This is a genomic window from Escherichia sp. WS338, from assembly GCF_046486405.1.
In the GTDB taxonomy this organism is placed as follows: domain Bacteria; phylum Pseudomonadota; class Gammaproteobacteria; order Enterobacterales; family Enterobacteriaceae; genus Escherichia; species Escherichia coli.
In genome coordinates this window covers 1-2,037 of the sequence record NZ_JBJQLL010000090.1, presented here as the reverse complement: position 1 = coordinate 2,037, position 2,037 = coordinate 1, and the positions used below count along the sequence as shown (strand labels likewise).

Genomic DNA, 2,037 nt, shown 5'->3' with positions numbered 1-2,037 from the left:
ATCGCCAGTGCTGTCCGGGATCAGCGTCGGATCACTGGATGTCCAGCCGTTATCCCCTTTCTCCAGCGTCACGGTGTGCTTACCACCTTTTTCATCTTCAAAGGTGACATCTACGGTATCGCCTTTATTGGCATCACCCGGCAGCTCAACAGAAACAGAACCGTCATCCTCTGCCTTCAGTGCTGGTGACGATGGGGCTGTAGTATCAGAGTCATCATTTTCATGTCTATGTTTGCTTCCACCGCCACCTGCAGCTAAAGCCATAGCAGCCAGTCCCCCACCAAATGCCAGACCGCCCAACCATATAAAACCGCCACGATCATCATCTGACAAGGTTCCCGATTGTCCGGCAGTAATATCATCCAGCACCGGGCCATCCTGAGTCAGTACGGCTTCGGTGACCTGTCCATCTTCCCCAACAATATTAAATACCGCCGTACACTGTGTTTCCCCGGGCTGGCATTCTTCCCAGAATCCCTCTATCCGGACCTCAGTATCTTCTTCCTTTTTACGCAGAATTAAATCATCACCGGAGCGATCCGCCTCAACACCGTCAGGCACTAGGCCGGTCACCTCATCGATCAGTCCATACTGCTCCCCGGGCTGTGCTTTAACTGTATGACGACCTCCGACAGTCAGCACGGTTTTTTCTCCGCTGACCTTACCGGTAAAAATCATTTTCATATAAAATCCTTAGGCTAATTAAAACCTGCGATTATCAATATAAAATAAATTAATCATTTCCAGAGGTGGAAAAATAATAATTTCTATACGTGACTTATTCTCCTTAAATTTAATAAAATTATTTTTTCATTGCGATACGATACAGACTTCCTGTTGAGTGTCTGTATTACGGAGCCATGATATTAATAATATAATAAATCATCGTTCCTGAAGAGCTTGTTTCATTCTGGTGATTGGTTTAATCAGGTACTGAAATACACTTTTCTGTCCTGTTTTTATATCCACGCTGGCTATCATGCCAGGAATAACTGGCAATATTTTTCCGTTCCTGTCTGTCAGATAATTATTACTGGTAGTAACCAGTACTCGATAATATGCTTCATTTGGATCCAGTTTTAAATCTCCCGGCCGTTTCTGGTCACGTAAAGTATCCGGACTTACCAGTGTCACCACTCCGTCAAGACCACCATAAATGGCATAGTCATAAGCCGTCAGTTTTACAAGTGCCGGCATCCCTGTTCTGACATAGGCAACATCCCGTGGATTTATATAAGCCTCAATCAGCAACTGGTCTTCCAGCGGAATAATTTCCATTATGTCCTGTCCTGCAGAAACCACGCCTCCCAAAGTATTTACCCGAATATTTTTTACGATGCCTCTCAGGGGAGCCCTGATACGTGAACGCTCAACCGGGTCGGCTCTGCCAGCCATATTCTCTTTTGCCTGTGCAAGCTCTGCTTCTGTCTTCACTAGTTCAGCTCCAGCTTCCGTCAGGTATTTATTCTGTTTCTCATCCATCTGTAACTGCAGCTCCGCTGACTGACGCTGCATACGTAACAGTTCGACTTCCGACATCGCCCCTTCACGCACAATTGGCCGGGTCATTGCTATTTCCTTATCCAGCAGAGCCTTACTCTGCTTAAGGCCGGCGATGCTTTGTGCCAGTTCAGTCTTTCGTAGTCGATAAACAGTACTTTCCCTCTCCCTCAAATCTGCAGGCACGTCATCCGGAAATGTCAGTGATTCGGAATAAGCTTCTGCACGGAGTCTTGCCCTGACTGCTTCCAGGTTATTCACCCGGGCTTCACTTTCCCTCAGCATGGCAGAGCTTCGGGTATCATCCAGTGTCAGCAGTACCTGACCTTTCTCAACAATATCTCCTTCCCTGACCTCAAGTGTTTTCAAAATACCCGGGTCAAGGGTCTGTATAACCTGCTCCCTGCTGCCGGGAATAATACTCCCCTGAACCGCCCCGGAAATCCTGGAGACTAAACTCCCTGAGAAAGAGGTAAACAGGATGACTAAAAATACTCGTTTTTCCCCCGAAGTCCGTCAGCGGGCGATTCGTATGGT

1 protein-coding gene and 1 pseudogene are annotated in these 2,037 nt (G+C 47.1%); both read right to left on the bottom strand.

Annotated features, from left to right (window positions below; translation table 11 throughout):
• Positions 1–684 (bottom strand): hypothetical protein (locus tag ACJHWT_RS25325; protein ID WP_171921465.1); only part of this gene is annotated, 684 nt, incomplete at its 3' end.
• Between the two features lie 198 nt (positions 685–882).
• Positions 883–1,929, bottom strand: a pseudogene (locus ACJHWT_RS25320) (HlyD family type I secretion periplasmic adaptor subunit); the annotation flags it as partial.
• Between the last annotated feature and the right edge of the window lie 108 nt (positions 1,930–2,037).